The sequence below is a fragment of the Streptomyces sp. NPDC015127 genome (genome assembly GCF_043080095.1).
Lineage (GTDB): Bacteria > Actinomycetota > Actinomycetes > Streptomycetales > Streptomycetaceae > Streptomyces.
Genome location: NZ_JBIBVE010000004.1, coordinates 93419 through 109301, shown reverse-complemented (window position 1 = coordinate 109301; position 15883 = coordinate 93419). Strand labels below are relative to the sequence as shown.

General features: G+C 72.7%; 9 protein-coding genes. All 9 read left to right on the top strand.

Annotated elements, in window-relative coordinates; translation table 11 throughout:
* Positions 1-78: 78 nt before the first annotated feature.
* The 9 genes from mreC (at position 79) to ACF08N_RS09360 (ending at position 15713) form a co-directional block, all read left to right on the top strand.
* Positions 79-1146, top strand: a complete 1068-nt coding sequence (gene mreC / locus ACF08N_RS09400) for a rod shape-determining protein MreC (RefSeq protein WP_392324003.1) — start codon at positions 79-81, stop codon at positions 1144-1146.
* A gap of 18 nt (positions 1147-1164) precedes the next feature.
* A complete protein-coding gene (mreD, locus tag ACF08N_RS09395) occupies positions 1165-1836 on the top strand; it encodes a rod shape-determining protein MreD (protein WP_392324002.1) in 672 nt (223 codons plus the stop codon).
* A gap of 16 nt (positions 1837-1852) precedes the next feature.
* Positions 1853-4018 (top strand): penicillin-binding protein 2, encoded by a 2166-nt coding sequence (gene mrdA, locus ACF08N_RS09390; protein WP_392324001.1) that lies wholly within the window; start codon positions 1853-1855, stop codon positions 4016-4018.
* A gap of 1 nt (position 4019) precedes the next feature.
* The gene (gene rodA / locus ACF08N_RS09385; protein ID WP_392324000.1) at positions 4020-5213 is read left to right on the top strand and encodes a rod shape-determining protein RodA; all 1194 of its coding nucleotides are present in this window, start codon (positions 4020-4022) and stop codon (positions 5211-5213) included.
* Between the two features lie 331 nt (positions 5214-5544).
* Positions 5545-7062, top strand: coding sequence for a CHAD domain-containing protein (locus ACF08N_RS09380; protein WP_392323999.1), 1518 nt, complete (start codon positions 5545-5547; stop codon positions 7060-7062).
* Between the two features lie 53 nt (positions 7063-7115).
* Positions 7116-9041 (top strand): TIGR03960 family B12-binding radical SAM protein, encoded by a 1926-nt coding sequence (locus tag ACF08N_RS09375; protein ID WP_392323998.1) that lies wholly within the window; start codon positions 7116-7118, stop codon positions 9039-9041.
* A gap of 123 nt (positions 9042-9164) precedes the next feature.
* Positions 9165-10358, top strand: a complete 1194-nt coding sequence (locus ACF08N_RS09370) for a hypothetical protein (protein WP_392323997.1) — start codon at positions 9165-9167, stop codon at positions 10356-10358.
* 124 nt (positions 10359-10482) lie between these two features.
* Entirely contained in the window at positions 10483-11262 is a 780-nt protein-coding gene (locus ACF08N_RS09365; RefSeq protein WP_392323996.1) for a TIGR03936 family radical SAM-associated protein, read from the top strand.
* A gap of 233 nt (positions 11263-11495) precedes the next feature.
* The gene (locus tag ACF08N_RS09360; protein ID WP_392323995.1) at positions 11496-15713 is read left to right on the top strand and encodes a ribonuclease E/G; all 4218 of its coding nucleotides are present in this window, start codon (positions 11496-11498) and stop codon (positions 15711-15713) included.
* Positions 15714-15883 lie beyond the last annotated feature (170 nt).

Genomic DNA, 15883 nt, shown 5'->3' with positions numbered 1-15883 from the left:
TTTCCGCCTCCGCCTCAGGGGAAGGATCGTTGCTCCACCGACACCACCATTCCAACGAGGAAGGCACGGCCGCCGCACGTGAGGGACACACGAGAGAGCCGGCTGCTCCTGGTGCTGCTGATCGCCATCGCGTTCGCCTTGATCACGGTGGACATCCGCGGCGGCGAGGAGTCACCGGTCGACGGAGCCCGGCAGGCCGCGGCCACGGTCTTCGGTCCTGTCGAGAACGGCGTCGCGGCGGCCGTCGACCCGATCGGCAACGCCATCGGCGCCGTACGCGACTCCGGCGAACGGCACGACCGCATCAGCGAACTGGAGCGGGAGAACGCCGAGCTCAAGCAGCGGCTCGGCAGCGACGACCGCAACCGCAGCCGGCTGCGCGAGCTCGACGGCCTGATCAGGACCGCGGCGGCCGGACAGTACGGGATCAAGGGCGCCGAGGTCATCGCCATAGGAGCGGCCCAGGGCTTCTCCTGGACCGTCACGATCGACATCGGCGCCGACGACGGCATCCGGCGTGACATGACCGTCATCAACAGCGACGGACTCGTCGGCCGCGTCACCACCGTCGGACCCGGCACCTCCACGGTCCTGCTCGCCAACGACCCCGACTTCACCGTCGGCACGCGCATGGAGAAGACCAGCGAGCTGGGCTTCGCGACCGGCCAGGGCGACCGGCCGCTCCTCGTCCAGCTGCTCAACGGCAAGTCCAAGGTGAAGAAGGGCGACCGGCTGGTCACCTTCGGCTCGCAGGGCAACAAGCCGTTCGTGCCGGGCGTCCCGGTCGGCGAGGTCCTCCGCGTCGACCCGTCGGGCGGCGACCTCACCCGGAACGTCTACGTCCGCCCGTACGCGGCCTTCAGCAGGCTCGACATCGTCGGCGTCGTCGTCCAGGCACCGAGCAGCGACCCGCGGGACATGGTCCTGCCGCCGAAGCCCGCCAAGCCCAAGCCGACACCCACCGTCACGGTGACCGTCACGCCCGGTGCGTCCGAGGACGCCGACGGCCAGGCGCAGGACGGGGGAGCGCAGGAAGCCCCGCAGGACGGGCAGACGCAGGACGGGCAGCAGGACAGCGGCCAGGCGCAGGACGCCGGACAGGATCCACCGGGCGACAACGCCGCCGACGTCCCGAACGACGAGTAAACAGGAGCTGATCCGTCCATGCGCTTCAACCGGATGCTGCTCTCCACGACCCTGGTCGTGGTCGCCCTCGTCATCCAGGTCACCGTCCTCGCCCGCCTCCAGCTGCCCGGCGCGGTCCCGGACCTGATGCTGCTGACCGTCCTCGGTCTCGCCATGGTCTACGGCCATGTCGCGGGCGCCTTCGTCGGCTTCGGCGCCGGCCTCCTCGCCGACATCGCGCCGCCCGCCGACCACGCGGCCGGCCGCTACGCGCTCGTCCTGTGCGTCATCGGCTACCTCGCCGGCCTCATCCGGCCCGACAACGGGCAGCAGTTGCGCTCCGCCACCGGCCCGATGGTCGTGGTCGTCGCCGCCGCGATCGGATCCACCCTGCTGTACGCGGGAGTGGGCGCCCTCGTCGGCGACACCGCGGCCCGCCATGTGGGCCTCGGCAGCCTGCTGTTCACGGCCGCCGTATACGACCTGATCCTCGCGCCCTTCACGGTCCCGCTGATCATGTGGCTCGCCAGACGCAGCGACAACGATCCGCTCGCCGAGAGCCAGAGCAGCAACGGCACCGACGTCGCCTCCGGCTGGCTGACCTCCGGCACCGGCCTGCGGATCGGCGCCCAGCGCAGCGGACTGCGGATCAGGGCGGCGAAGACCCGGGCGGCCCGGGCCGGACGCATCAAGGGAGTGAAGCGACTGTGACGGAGGGGGCAGCAACGTGAGCAACATCCCGGAGACCGGGCGGACCCCCCGGGTCCAGATCCGGCTCGTCATCATCCAGGTACTCGTCTTCTCCCTCCTGCTCACCCTCGGCGGCCGGCTCTGGTACCTCCAGATCCGCAACGGCGACGAGTACGCCGACGAGGCCAGCGGCAACCACGTGCAGCGGGTCGTCTCACCCGCCGTACGCGGCTCGATCCTCGACGCCCGCGGCGTCCCGCTCGCCGACAACGAGACCCGCCTCGTGGTCTCCGCGTCCCGCACCGAGCTGATGAAGATGAAGGACGACGGGAAGGCGGTCCTGACCCGGCTCGCCGGCGTGCTCGGCATGAAGCCGAAGGACGTCATGGACAAGGTCAGGCTCTGCGACTCGCAGACGCCGCAGCCGTGCTGGAACGGCTCCCCGTACCAGCCGATCCCGGTCACCGACGAGGCCACGACCCAGCAGGCGCTGCGGATCCGGGAGAGCTCCGAGGACTTCCCCGGCATCACCGCCGAGCCCACCGCTGTACGCCGCTACCCCGCACCGGGCAAGGCCCGCACCTCGCAGGTGCTCGGCTACCTCTCGCCGGTCACCGACGAGGAGATCCAGCAGGCCAAGGACACCGACTCGCCGCATCTGCGCTCCGACCAGGTCGGCCGCTCGGGCCTGGAGCGCACCTACGACAAGCAGTTGCGCGGCAAGGCGGGCGTCACGTCGTACGAGGTCGACAAGCTCGGCCGGGTCATGGGCCAGACCGAGTCCGACCCCGGTGTGCCCGGCTCCAACGTGGTCACCAGCATCGACGCGCGTGTCCAGGCCGTCGCCGAGCACGAGCTCCACCAGGCGATGAAAACCGTCCGGCAGGAGACCGACAAGGTCACCGGCCGCAAGTACGAGGCCGACGCGGGCGCCGTCGTCGTCATGGAGTCCAAGACCGGGCGCGTCGTCGCGATGGCCTCCCAACCCGACTACGACCCCAACGCCTGGGTCGGCGGCATCTCGGCCAAGGACTACGCCCGGCTCACCGGCAAGAACTCCAACTACCCGCTGCTCAACCGGGCCATCCAGGGCCAGGCACCCGCCGGCTCCGTCTTCAAGGTGGTGTCGGCGAGCGCGGCCGTACGGGCGGGCTACCCCTTCGACGGCCGCTACAACTGCACCAGCTCCTACAGCATGGGCAACCGGAGCTTCGCGAACTTCGAGTCCAAGGGGCACGGCCCGATCTCCCTCGGCGACGCCCTCAAGTTCTCCTGCAACACTGTCTTCTACCGTCTCGGCCACCAGGAGTGGCAGCGCGACGGCGGCCTCAAGCCCAAGAAGAACGCCCACGACTGGTTCTACCGGACAGCCCACGACTACGGATTCGGCGCCGAGACCGGCATCGACCTGCCGAACGAGGTCACCGGCCGCATCCCCGACCGCCAGTGGAAGAAGAGCTTCTGGGAAGCCAACAAGGACGCCTGGTGCAAGCAGGGTAAGAAGGGCGGCTCATACGTCGAGCAGATCGCCTATGAGAGCTGCCTCGAAGGCAACCAGCTGAAGGCCTTCGACAGCATCAACTTCGCCATCGGCCAGGGTGACGTTCTCATCACCCCCATCCAGTTGGCGACGGCCTACTCCGCCATCAGCAACGGCGGCACCCTCTACAACCCCACCCTCGGCAAGGCCGTCATCAGCCCCGACGGCAAGAAGATCGAGGAGATCGCGCCAAAGCCCCACGGCAAGCTGCCGGTCGACGCCGAGACCATCAGCGACCTCGACAAGGGTCTGCGCTCCGTCGTCGAGCCCGGTGGCACCGCCGCCTGGCGGTTCGGCGGCTGGCCGCAGGACAAGATCCCGATGCGGGCCAAGACCGGCACCGCCCAGGTCTACGGCAAGCAGACCACCTCGTGGTTCGCGACCTACACCGACGACTACACGATCGTCATGACGATCTCCCAGGGCGGTACGGGCTCCGGCGCGTCGGGCCCCGCGGTGCGCAACATCTACGACGCGATGTACGGCCTGGACAAGGAGGGCAACCAGGACCTGAAGAGGGCCCTGCTTCCCCAGCCGCAGAAGGGCCTGCCCAAGGTCCTCCCGGACGGCTCGATCGACGCCCCGGAGATCAGGCCCTACGTTCCCCCGAAGCCGAAGGACCCCGGACCAGTGCTCGCGGGCTCGCCCGTACGGAGGGACTGACATGACAGGCGGCTTCTCCGTCTCCGGCTACGGCCCCGAGCGCGACGGTCTGTGGGCCAAGCTCAGCGCCCGCGACTCGATCGCGCGCAGGCTCGACTGGCCGCTGATGTCCTCCGCGATCGCGCTGTCGGTCATCGGCACGCTGCTGGTCTGGTCGGCGACCCGGGGGCGCACCGAGCTCAACAACGGGGACCCGTACCACTTCCTGGTCCGGCACAGCCTCAACATCGGCATCGGCTTCGCGCTGATGGCCGGCACGATCTGGCTGGGCCACCGCACGCTGCGCGGCGCGGTGCCCGTGCTCTACGGACTGTCCGTGGTGCTCGTGCTGCTGGTGCTCACCCCGCTCGGCGCCACGATCAACGGCGCCCACGCCTGGCTCGTCATCGGCGGCCTGTCGCTCCAGCCGTCCGAGTTCGTGAAGGTCACGATCATCCTGGGGATGGCGATGATGCTCGCCGCCCGCGTGGACGCGGGCGACCAGCTCCATCCCGACCACCGCACGGTCGCCAAGTCGCTCGGCCTCGCGATCCTGCCGATGGCGATCACCATGCTGATGCCGGATCTCGGCTCGGTGATGGTGATGGTCGTGATCGTGCTCGGCGTCCTGCTCGCCTCGGGCGCCTCCAACCGGTGGATCCTCGGCCTCATCGGCGCGGGCGCCGCGGGCGCGCTCCTGGTGGCCGCGCTCGGACTGCTCGACGAGTACCAGATCAACCGCTTCGCCGCGTTCGCGAACCCGGAGCTCGACCCCGCAGGTGTCGGCTACAACACCAACCAGGCGCGGATCGCCATCGGGTCCGGCGGGCTGTACGGCGCCGGGCTGTTCAACGGCCACCAGACCACGGGCCAGTTCGTGCCCGAGCAGCAGACCGACTTCATCTTCACCGTCGCCGGTGAGGAACTGGGCTTCCTCGGCGCGGGGCTGATCCTGGCGCTGCTCGGCGTCGTGCTGTGGCGCGCGTGCCGCATCGCGCGGGAGACGACGGAGCTGTACGGCACGATCGTCGCGGCCGGGATCATCGCCTGGTTCGCCTTCCAGTCCTTCGAGAACATCGGCATGGCGATGGGCATCATGCCGGTGGCGGGCCTGCCGCTGCCGTTCGTGTCGTACGGCGGCACGTCGATGTTCGCGGTCTGGATCGCGGTGGGCCTGCTCCAGTCGATCCGCGTCCAGCGCCCGGTGAGCGCGTAGCCGGAGGGCGTCAGCAGGGGCGCCTGCCCCGAGTGGGGCGGGGCCGTTGCGGTGGCGTACCGCCGCGGGGCGCGGGCGCCGGGGTCAGGCCGGGGCTCCCTCGCCGGTCCCGGCACCCCCGGCAGCGGCCGGCGGGGCACTGCCGCCGCGGCTCGCGGGTGCCCAGGGCCGGGACGGAGCTGCCGGCCCGCTCCCGGCCGCCCCGGCAGGCCGCCGGCGGCGCGAGCCGGCGACCCGGGGGCGCGGGGGCGTCAGCCCCGGCGTCTCATCAGGGCAGCGCCGGCGCCACGGCGCACTGCCGTCGCGGCTCGCGGGCGACTAGATTCGGGGCATGGCGGACACCAAGCGCGAGATCGAGCGGAAGTACGACGCCGGCCCCGACACCCGGCTGCCCGACCTGACACGGGTCCTCGGAGTCGCCGGCGTCCGGGACCGGGGCGTCGACGAGTTGGACGCCGTCTACTACGACACCGGTGACCTGAGGCTCGCGGCCGCCTCGGTCACCCTGCGCCGCAGGACCGGCGGCGCCGACGCCGGATGGCATCTCAAACTGCCCGTGGCCCCCGACATCCGCGACGAGATCAGCGCCCCCCTGTCCGACGAGGTCCCCGGCGAACTGGCCGCCCTCGTGCGCGTGTACACCCGCGAGGCCGCCCTCGCCCCGGTCGTCCGTCTGCGCTCCGTCCGCGCCGTGCGCCATCTGCTCGACGCCGACGGCGCCCTGCTCGCCGAGCTCAGCAGGGACGAGGTGCACGCCGAACGGCCGCCGGGCGGCGACGGTGCCGCCCGCTGGGACGAGATCGAGGTCGAACTCGCGGACGGCGGCGACCCCGCGCTCCTCGACGCCGTCGACAAGAAGCTCCGCAAGGCCGGACTGAGCCGGTCCACCGCGCCGTCCAAGCTGGCGAGGGCCCTCGCCGAGACCGGCACCGCCCCGGCACCCCGCCCCGAGCCGCGCACCCCCCGCACCGCGGGCGACCACATCCTGCGCTACCTGCGCGAACAGAGCGACGCCCTCGTCGCCTACGACCCCGGCGTCCGCCGGGACCTGCCCGACGCGGTGCACCAGATGCGCGTCTCCACCCGGCGGCTGCGCAGCGCCCTGCGCACATACCGGAAGATCCTCGACCGCGAGGCCGCCCAGCCTGTGATCGACGAACTCAAGTGGCTCGCCGGGGAGCTCGGCGTCGCACGCGACCATGAGGTCCTCGCCGAGCGGCTGAGCTCCCGCGTCGGCGCGCTGCCCGACACCCTGCTGCTCGGACCGGTCGAAGCGCGCCTGAAGGCATGGTCGGCCGCCGGTGAGGCCGACGCCCGCGGCACGGCGGTCGCCGCCCTCGACAGCGCGCGTTACCTCGCCCTTCTCTCCTCGCTCGATGCCCTGCTCGCGAGCCCTCCGCTGCTGAAGGCGGCCGGCAAGGCGGCCGACGCCGCGCTGCCGGACGCGGTGCTGAAGGAGTACGACCGCCTCTCCCGCCGCGTCGAGCACGCCCTCGCCCTGCCCGCCGGCCAGGAGAGGGACCTGGCCCTGCACGACGCCCGCAAGGCCGCCAAGCGCGCCCGGTACGCGGCCGAGGCCGCGACGCAGGCGCTCGGCCGTCCGGCGCGGCGGTTCGCCAAGCGGATGAAGGCCGTGCAGAAGGTCCTCGGCGACCACCAGGACAGCGTCGTCGCCCGCGAGGCGCTGCGCGAGCTGGCGGTCGCGGCGAACGCGGCGGGCGAGTCGTCCTTCACCTGGGGCCTGCTGTACGGGCAGGAGTCGGCCCGAGCCGCGCAGCGCGAGGACGAGCTGCCGGAGGTGTGGGAGCGGGCGACGGCCCCCGGACTGCGGGCGGCCCTGACCGGTTGAGCGTCGGGGTACGCTTGATGGTCACCCCCTGTCCGCTCACGAGAGACACCACGATGCCTGTCGAGTCGGTCTTCCCACGCCTGGAAGCGCTTCTCCCGCATGTCCAGAAGCCGATCCAGTACGTCGGCGGAGAACTCAACTCCACCGTCAAGGACTGGGACGCCTGCGACGTCCGCTGGGCGCTCATGTACCCCGACGCGTACGAGGTCGGACTGCCCAATCAGGGCGTCATGATCCTCTACGAGGTACTGAACGAACGTGAGGGCGTCCTCGCCGAGCGCACCTACAGCGTGTGGCCGGACCTCGAGGAGCTGATGCGCGAGCACCAGGTCCCGCAGTTCACCGTGGACAGCCACCGCCCGGTCAAGGCGTTCGACGTCTTCGGGCTCAGCTTCTCCACCGAGCTCGGCTACACCAACATGCTCACGGCCCTGGACCTCGCGGGCATCCCGCTGGAGTCGAAGGACCGGACGATCGACGACCCGATCGTGCTCGCCGGCGGCCACGCCGCGTTCAACCCCGAGCCGATCGCTGACTTCATCGACGCGGCGATCATCGGTGACGGCGAGCAGGCCGTGCTCGACATGACCGAGATCATCCGCGCCTGGAAGGCGGAGGGCCGGCCCGGCGGCCGCGAGGAGGTCCTGTTCCGCCTCGCGAGGACGGGCAGCGTCTACATCCCCGCGTTCTACGACGTCGAGTACTTGCCCGACGGCCGTATCGGCCGCGTCGTGCCGAACAAGTCGGGTGTGCCGTGGCGGGTGTCCAAGCACACCGTCATGGACCTCGACGAGTGGCCCTACCCCAAGCAGCCGCTGGTCCCGCTCGCGGAGACCGTCCACGAGCGGATGTCCGTCGAGATCTTCCGTGGCTGCACCCGCGGCTGCCGCTTCTGCCAGGCCGGCATGATCACGCGCCCCGTGCGGGAGCGAAGCATCACCGGCATCGGCGACATGGTCGACAAGGGTCTCAAGGCGACCGGCTTCGAGGAGGTCGGCCTCCTCTCCCTGTCCTCCGCGGACCACAGCGAGATCGGCGACATCGCCAAGGGCCTCGCCGACCGGTACGAGGACGACAAGATCGGTCTGTCGCTGCCCTCGACCCGGGTCGACGCGTTCAACGTGGACCTGGCCAACGAGCTGACGCGCAACGGCCGTCGGTCGGGTCTCACCTTCGCCCCCGAGGGCGGCTCCGAGCGCATGCGCAAGGTCATCAACAAGATGGTCTCGGAGGAGGACCTGATCCGGACCGTCGCCACCGCGTACGGCAACGGCTGGCGTCAGGTGAAGCTGTACTTCATGTGCGGCCTGCCGACCGAGACCGACGACGACGTGCTCCAGATCGCCGACATGGCGGCGAACGTCATCGCCAAGGGCCGCGAGGTCTCGAAGTCCAACGACATCCGCTGCACGGTGTCGATCGGCGGCTTCGTGCCCAAGCCGCACACCCCCTTCCAGTGGGCGCCGCAGCTGTCCGCCGAGGAGACGGACGCCCGGCTGGAGAAGCTGCGCGACAAGATCCGCGGCGACAAGAAGTACGGCCGCTCGATCGGTTTCCGCTACCACGACGGCAAGCCGGGCATCGTCGAGGGCCTGCTCTCGCGCGGTGACCGCCGCATCGGCGCCGTCATCCGCGCCGTCTACGACGACGGCGGCCGTTTCGACGGCTGGCGCGAGCACTTCTCGTACGACCGCTGGATGGCCTGCGCCGAGAAGACGCTGCCGGACTTCGGCGTCGACGTCGACTGGTACACGACCCGTGAGCGGACGTACGAGGAGGTCCTGCCCTGGGACCACCTGGACTCCGGTCTCGACAAGGACTGGCTCTGGGAGGACTGGCAGGACTCGCTCGACGAGACCGAGGTCGAGGACTGCCGCTGGACGCCGTGCTTCGACTGCGGTGTGTGCCCGCAGATGGATACGCACATCCAGATCGGTCCGACGGGCAAGAAGCTGCTGCCGCTGACCGTCGTCAAGTAGCGCTCGTTCACCCCGACTCGGGGGAGGGCCCGGCCGCAGGGAGACCTGTGGCCGGGCCCTCATCCGTTTCCGCAGGCAGGACGCATCCAGACGGGCCCCTGGTGCGTCCTGACGAACATGAGCATGGAAAAGCCGCAGGCGGCGGGCGGCCCGCAGCAGTACGGCGCGGTCAAGGAGTACGAGCCCGGTGACGGGTGCCTGGCGGCGGTCATCAGGATTCCGCTGCGGATCGTCGTCGTGATCCTGGTCGTCCCCGTGCGCATGGTCTGGGACGTCCTCGTCGTCTGCGGGCGGACGCTGCACCGGACGCTGCTGCGGCCGGCCGGTCGCGCGCTCGCCCGGCTCGGCCGCGCCCTCCTGCGCCACGTGCTGATCCCGGTCGGCAAGGCGCTGTTCGTGTGGCCGTGGGTGGCGCTGTGGCGGTACGTGATCGCGCCGGTGGTGACGTACGGGCTGGTCGTGCCCGCGGTGTGGCTCTACCGGTACGTGCTGACCCCGCTCGGCCACGCCATCGCGTGGATCGTGGCGAACCTGGTCGTCGCGCCGCTCGTGTGGATGGTGGCGAACCTGCTGGTCGCACCGCTCCTGTGGATACACCGGCAGGTGCTGGCCCCGCTCGGGCACGGCATCGCGGCCGTGCTGGGGTGGCTCGGCAGGGCACTGTTCGTGTGGCCGTGGGTGGCGCTGTGGCGATACGTGATCGTGCCGGTGGTCACGTACGGGCTGGTCGTTCCGCTCGTGTGGGTCTGCCGTTACGGGCTGGTCCTGCCCGCGGTGTTGCTCTACCGGCACGTGCTGACCCCGCTCGGCCACGGCATCGTGTGGCTCGTCGCCCGCCTGGTCGTGGCTCCGGCGGCCTGGATGTACCGCTGTGTCCTCGCGCCGATCGGCCGGGAGACCGTCGCGGCCCTCCGGCTCGCGTGGCAGTTCGCCGGGTACGTGTCGCGCGCCGTCGGCCGGGGGCTGAAGTGGCTCGCATGGAATCTCGTGGGCCGCCCGGCGCGCTGGTTCTACCGCAGCGTGTGCACCCCCGTCGGCCACGTGGTGCGCGACGCGCTCTTGCGCCCGGCCAAGCGGGCCGCCGTCGAGGCCGGACGGACCGTGCGCGACGCCTTCGCCTCGGCTCGGCGGACCCTGCGCCGGGCCCGCCGCGACGCCGCATGGCGCGCACTGGGCGGCGGACCTGTGTACGCGGAGCCCGCGACGCCCGTGGCGGGCCCGGCGCGCCGGGCGCGTAACCTGGAAGATACGCAACAACCACAGACCGTTCCCGGCGCGGCGGCCGAGACCGAGATCTCCCTGCGCAAGCGGGGGTGAGCCGGCCGGCCCCGAGGGAACCCCCCGCACGTCCGAGGGCGGCGCGCCACCCGCGCCCGCTCCGCACCGAGGAGAAGAACCACTGGGCAAGCGACAGCCCGAAGGCCCGCCGCCCGCACCTGCGGTGCAGCGCATCCGACTGCGCTACACCAAGCGCGGCCGCCTCCGGTTCACCAGCCACCGTGACTTCCAGCGCGCCTTCGAGCGCGCGCTGCGGCGCGCCGAGGTGCCCATGGCGTACTCGGCGGGATTCACGCCGCACCCGAAGGTGTCGTACGCCAATGCCGCACCCACCGGCACGGGCAGCGAGGCCGAGTACCTGGAGATCGCCCTCACCGAGTACCGCGACCCCGACAAGCTGCGTGAGCTGCTCGACGAGTCGCTGCCGGGCGGACTCGACATCACCGACGCCGTCGAGGCCCGCACCTCGGGTCTCGCCGACCGGCTCACCGCCTCCGTGTGGGAGCTGCGGCTGGACGGTGTCGAGCCGGAGGCCGCCGAAAGTGCCGTGGCCGCGTTCCTCGCCGCCGAGACCGTAGAGGTCCAGCGGAAGACGAAGAACGGTATGCGGACCTTCGACGCACGGGGTGCCGTCGCGGACCTGCAGGCGGGTCGTCCCCAGCCTGATAGGCCCGGAGAGGGGCCCTGTGCGATACTGCGGCTGGTTGTTCGGCACGTGACACCTGCCGTGCGACCCGACGACGTCCTGTCCGGTCTCCGAGCTGTGGCCGACCTGGCGCCGCCGGTCCCCGCAGCGGTGACCAGGCTGGCGCAGGGGCTCTTCGACGAGGAGTCCGGCACGGTGACCGACCCGCTCGCGCCCGACCGCGAGGCAGCCCCGGCCGCTCCACCCACGGCCGCCGGGACAGCCCCTGCGACGGCGCCGGAAGGTCCCGCCGCGTAAGGACGGTCGTCGTAGCGCGGCTCTGGACACTCGGGAGCCACCTGAGCCGGGCCGCGCATTGACACAGGAGACTTTCGCCAGGCCGTGCGTACATCGCGTACGGAACCGGCGAGCCAGACATCAGCTCCCGTGCGGCGCCCGCGCCCCGGACGGCGGCACCGCGCACATCACGCGGGCCGCGGCCGGACCGGACCAGGCGCGGCGCCCGGGAGCGCGACGGGAGAAACGCCCGCATGCTCGAGCCCATCGGATCCGGCACCGCCGGAGACAACAACCAAGAACACGCCACTCCCAGCGACACGCTGCCGCCGCGCCGCAGGCGCCGCGCCGCGTCGCGTCCCGCAGGGCCGCCGAGCGCGGTGGCCGCGGGTGACAACGCCGTGCTGAGCGAGTCCGTCCCGGCCGAGGCCACCTCGGGCCCGGGTGCGGAGGCCGTCGAGGCCGCTGCCCCGGCCGCCGGTGGCACGGAGCCCGCCGAGGCTGCCGCCCCGACCGCGGACGCCGAGGCCGCCGCGCCCCGCACCCGCCGCCGTGCCACGCGCAAGGCGACCGCCCCTGCGGGTTCGCCCGAGCCGGCGGAGCCGGCCGCGCCGCGTACGCGCCGGCGTGCCGCCCGTAAGACCACCGCGCCCGCAGCCGCCCCGGTGCAGGCGGAGGCCGTTCCGGCCGAGACCGGGGCCGAGGTCGAGACCGAGGAGATCGCCGAGCCGGTGGTCGCCGACGAGACCGCCGCTTCGCGCCGTACGCGGCGCCGGGCGTCTGCTCCGGCCGGTGCGCCGAAGGCTGTCGAAGCGACTGAGGGCGCCGAGGCCGCTGAGGCCGCTGAGGCCGCGCCCACGCAGGCGGAGGCCGCGCAGGCCGTGGTGCCCGCCGTGGCGGGAGTCTCCGCCGTGGTCGGCGAGAGCGCCGAGGCGGAGGCCGCCGCGCCGCGGACCCGCCGCCGTGCGACCCGCAAGGCGACGGCTCCGGCCGGTGCGCCGCAGGTCGTGGAGACCGAGGAGGCGCAGGCCGCTGTCCCGGCCGCGGACACCGAGGCGGAGGCCCCCGCGCCGCGCACCCGCCGCCGTGCCACGCGCAAGGCGACCGCTCCGGAGGCCGTCGAGGCCGTCGAGGCCGCCGACACCGCTGCCGCCGTCCCTTCGGCGGAGGCCGCCGAGCCCGAGACCGTGGAGCCCGAGGCTGTAGAGGCCGCCGCGCCGCGTCGCCGCCGTCGTGCGTCCGCCCCTGCGGGTGCGCCGAAGGCGACGGCCGCCGAAGAGCCCCAGGCCGAGACGGAGGCGCCCGCGCCGCGTGCGCGCCGTGCCGCCCGCAAGGCCACCGCGCCCGCCGGCGCCCCGGCCGCCGTCGAGGCGGACGAGCAGGCCGGCGAGAGCCTGCCCGAGAGCGCCGTCGAGCAGATCGCGGCCGGCGAGGCCGAGGTTGTGGCCGCCGAGAAGGCGGCCACCCGTGGCCGCACGCGCCGCCGTGCCGCGGCGCCCGAGTTCACCGCGCAGCCGCGGGCCGCCGCGCCCGCCGAGGAGGCGCCCGCGCGCGGCCGCCGTGCCCGTCCTGCCGTGCCCACCTTCCAGGCCCCGGTCTTCACCGAGCCGATGTTCCAGACGCCGGAGACGGCCGCCGCTGCCGCTGCCGCGGCCGCGAGCGTCCCGGAGCCGGAGGAGGACGAGGAGGTCACCGAGGCGGTCGCCGAGGCGGTCGTCGAGGCCCCCGCGCCCGAGCAGCCCGCCGGGCGACGCCGTCGCCGCCGTCGCGGCGAGCCGGCCGAGCCGGTCGAGCCCGTGGAGGCGCCCGCCGCCGAGGCCGTCCCGGCCGAGGAGGAGGCAGAGCCCGAGCAGGCGGAGGCCGAGCAGGGCGAGGAGTCCGACGAGTACGAGGACCGGCCGTCGCGCCGTCGCCGCCGCGGGGGCCGTCGTCGTCGCCGTGGTGAGGCCGCCGACGCGGAGGAGTCCGCGGAGGAGGCGGCCGAGGAGGCGGAGGCCGCCGCAGAGGAGGCGGACGAGGAGGACGAGGACGAGTCCGAGGCGGGCACGCCGTCCGCCGCCGGGACCAGCAGCAGCCGTCGCCGCCGTCGCCGTCGCCGTCGCAGCGGTGACGCGGCCGCCGAGCCGGAGGCCGCTGAGGAGGAAGGCGTCCGTACGGTCGTCAAGGTCCGTGAGCCCCGCAAGAAGGAGGAGCCGAGCGACGAGGTCCAGTCCATCAAGGGCTCGACCCGTCTGGAGGCGAAGAAGCAGCGCCGCCGCGAGGGCCGCGAGCAGGGCCGCCGCCGGGTGCCGATCATCACCGAGGCGGAGTTCCTGGCGCGCCGTGAGGCCGTCGAGCGCGTGATGGTCGTCCGCCAGAGCGGCGAGCGCACCCAGATCGGCGTCCTCGAGGACAACGTGCTCGTCGAGCACTACGTCAACAAGGAGCAGGCCACCAGCTACGTCGGCAACGTGTACCTGGGCAAGGTGCAGAACGTCCTGCCGTCCATGGAGGCCGCGTTCGTCGACATCGGCAAGGGCCGCAACGCCGTGCTGTACGCGGGCGAGGTGAACTTCGAGGCGCTCGGCATGGCCAACGGCCCGCGCCGTATCGAGGCCGCCCTCAAGTCCGGCCAGTCGGTGCTGGTCCAGGTGACCAAGGACCCGATCGGTCACAAGGGCGCCCGCCTCACCAGCCAGGTGTCGCTGCCCGGCCGCTACCTGGTCTACGTGCCCGAGGGCTCGATGACCGGCATCAGCCGCAAGCTGCCCGACACCGAGCGCGCCCGGCTCAAGACGATCCTCAAGAAGATCGTCCCCGAGGACGCGGGCGTCATCGTGCGCACCGCCGCCGAGGGCGCGAGCGAGGACGAGCTGCGCCGTGACGTCGAGCGTCTGCAGGCGCAGTGGGAGGAGATCCAGAAGAAGGCCAAGAGCGGCAACGCCCCGACGCTGCTCTACGGCGAGCCGGACATGACCGTCCGGGTCGTCCGCGACATCTTCAACGAGGACTTCACGAAGGTCGTCGTCAGCGGTGACGAGGCGTGGGAGACGATCCACGGCTACGTCTCGCACGTGGCGCCCGACCTGTCCGACCGCCTCCAGCGGTGGACCAGCGAGGTCGACGTCTTCGCCGCGAACCGGATCGACGAGCAGCTGATGAAGGCACTGGACCGCAAGGTCTGGCTGCCGAGCGGCGGCTCGCTGGTGATCGACAAGACCGAGGCCATGGTCGTGATCGACGTCAACACCGGCAAGTTCACCGGTCAGGGCGGCAACCTCGAGGAGACCGTCACCAGGAACAACCTGGAGGCGGCCGAGGAGATCGTGCGCCAGCTGCGGCTGCGCGACCTGGGCGGCATCGTCGTCGTCGACTTCATCGACATGGTGCTGGAGTCCAACCGGGACCTGGTCATGCGCCGGCTCCTGGAGTGCCTGGGCCGCGACCGCACCAAGCACCAGGTGGCCGAGGTGACCTCGCTGGGTCTGGTGCAGATGACCCGCAAGCGGGTCGGCCAGGGACTGCTGGAGTCCTTCTCGGAGACCTGTGTCCACTGCAACGGACGCGGCGTGATCGTGCACATGGAGCAGCCGTCCGCGGCCGGTGGCGGTGGCGGCAAGCGCGCCAAGAAGCGCGGTCGCGGCGGTGCCGTAGTGGAGCACGAGCACGTCGAGCCGCAGGCCGTGCCGGCGGAGCCGGAGCCCGAGACGGAGGCGGAGGTTGCCGCCGAGGCGGCCGCCCCGGTGGCGCTCGAGGAGCCGGCCTTCGCGCCCGACGAGGAGCTGTACAGCAGCATCGCGGAGGCCGAGGCCGCCGTGTCGCGCGGCCGTGGCCGCCGTCGGGCGACCCGCAAGGTGTCGGCCCCGGCCGGTGCGCCGAAGGCGGCGGAGCCGGCGGTCGTGGCTGTGCCCGAGCCCGAGCCCGCGGTGGTGCCCGAGCCCGAGCCCGAGTTCGCGCCGGAGGCTCCCGCCGAGCCCGCCCCCGCGGGCCGTGGCCGGCGCCGGGCGACGCGCAAGGTGTCGGCGCCGGCCGGCTCCCCGGCCCAGGCCGAGGTGACGGTGGCGCCGGTGGCGAAGCCCGAGCCGGCTCCCGAGCCCGCGCCCGTGGCCGAGCCCGAGCCCGAGGTTGCGGCCGTGGTCGCCGAGGAGGCGCCGGTCGCGGCTCCGCCGCGCGCCCGCCGCCGGGTGACCCGCAAGGTCACCGCCCCGGCCGGTTCGCCGTCCGGCGCCGAGGAGGCCGCGGTCGTCGTGGTCCCCGCGGAGCCCAAGGCCGCCGAGCCCGAGGCGGAGCAGGCGGAGCCGGAGGCCGCTCCGGTGGCCAAGAAGGCGGCCCGTAAGACGGCCAAGAAGGCCACGGCGAAGAAGGCCGCGGCCAAGAAGACGGCCGCGAAGAAGACGACGGCCAAGAAGACGGCGGCGAAGAAGGTCTCGAAGAAGACGGTGGCGGCCGAGCAGTCGTCCTCGTCGGTCTCCGCGACCACGTCCGAGGACTAGCCCCCGCTGACGCGACCCGTCCCGGTTCTGCCGGGCCGGGTCGCGTCCGCGCGTCTGCCGGGGCGGCGGACAGCCGCCGAGGGCCGCAGGGGTCCGTGAGGGCCTCGGCCGCCCGGTGCCCGCCGCAGCCGCGGCACGCACCATCGGTGTTCCCGCGTGCCGGACGTTGC

Bases quoted from the DNA above. Each gene is read 5' to 3' on its own strand.
- mreD (WP_392324002.1), top strand. From the start codon at position 1,165: ATGCGCTTCAACCGGATGCTGCTCTCCACGACCCTGGTCGTGGTCGCC.
- rodA (WP_392324000.1), top strand. From the start codon at position 4,020: ATGACAGGCGGCTTCTCCGTCTCCGGCTACGGCCCCGAGCGCGACGGT.
- ACF08N_RS09380 (WP_392323999.1), top strand. From the start codon at position 5,545: ATGGCGGACACCAAGCGCGAGATCGAGCGGAAGTACGACGCCGGCCCC.
- ACF08N_RS09375 (WP_392323998.1), top strand. From the start codon at position 7,116: ATGCCTGTCGAGTCGGTCTTCCCACGCCTGGAAGCGCTTCTCCCGCAT.
- ACF08N_RS09370 (WP_392323997.1), top strand. From the start codon at position 9,165: ATGGAAAAGCCGCAGGCGGCGGGCGGCCCGCAGCAGTACGGCGCGGTC.
- ACF08N_RS09360 (WP_392323995.1), top strand. From the start codon at position 11,496: ATGCTCGAGCCCATCGGATCCGGCACCGCCGGAGACAACAACCAAGAA.